The organism is Mesotoga sp. HF07.pep.5.2.highcov (assembly GCF_003666285.1).
Classification (GTDB): Bacteria; Thermotogota; Thermotogae; order Petrotogales; family Kosmotogaceae; genus Mesotoga; species Mesotoga prima.
Window position 1 is genome coordinate 1 of the sequence record NZ_JFHJ01000218.1, and the last position, 760, is coordinate 760.

The following is a 760-nucleotide window of genomic DNA, read 5'->3' on the forward strand; positions in this document are numbered from 1 at the left end:
CCGTAGGTGATGTCGGCTTGATCAATGTAGTTCAAGTGACTTTTCAGAAGATGCTGGCCCATCCACGAAACAGAGCCCATGTAGTTCGTAACGGCAACTGGATACTCGTCATCGTCAAGATAGAGCAGGCAATCGATGTGATTCTTCAGAGCGCTGTACAGAACGATATTTCTCTGGGAAGCATATCCTTTTGCAAAAACCAAAGAAGCTTCTTCCGAATCGACAATCCCGCGCTTAATGAGCGACCTCTTTTCTTCTTCAACTTCCTTCTGACCTATGAAATGTTTGGAGAACAGTAATTCGTCCACACTGGAACTGATCTTGGTGTAATTTGCCTTCTTTGTATTCTTGTAATTCAGATCATACGCAACAAATAGATTCAGTGTTAGTTCTTTGCTGTCAACCAGTTCAGACTCTTTCCAGTTGTAGACGTAGCTACGCAAAACTCTCTGAAAGTGCCTTCGCCCAGTCGCAAAACCTATTCCAACCTTTGTTCTGCCGTCATTCAAATAGGTCTCTCCCTCTAGAAAGTAGATAACTATCTGGTATCGATAACCATACAGGTTCGATTGATTTTAGCACGAGCAGCGTTTTCGAATAGAAGCCAAAGCCATAAAGAATTATCAATAGGCACTTGAAACCAAAACGGCAATTAAACCTGAAGAGCTTTTGAACAGTTTCTTCAGATCGCACATGTGCCAACCTAGAGTGTTGCAATAAAAGAACCGATAGCCCCGCAATTACGGGAAAATTATCTCCT

General features: G+C 42.5%; 1 protein-coding gene and 1 pseudogene. Both read right to left on the reverse strand.

Translation table 11 applies throughout. From position 1 onward, the window contains the following. Window positions 1-509, reverse strand: a pseudogene (locus tag BG32_RS04545) (hypothetical protein); the annotation flags it as partial. After that, a partial coding sequence (locus tag BG32_RS15770; RefSeq protein ID WP_220660307.1) for a hypothetical protein occupies window positions 502-760 on the reverse strand: 259 nt, incomplete at its 5' end. The pseudogene BG32_RS04545 and the gene BG32_RS15770, both read right to left, overlap by 8 nt.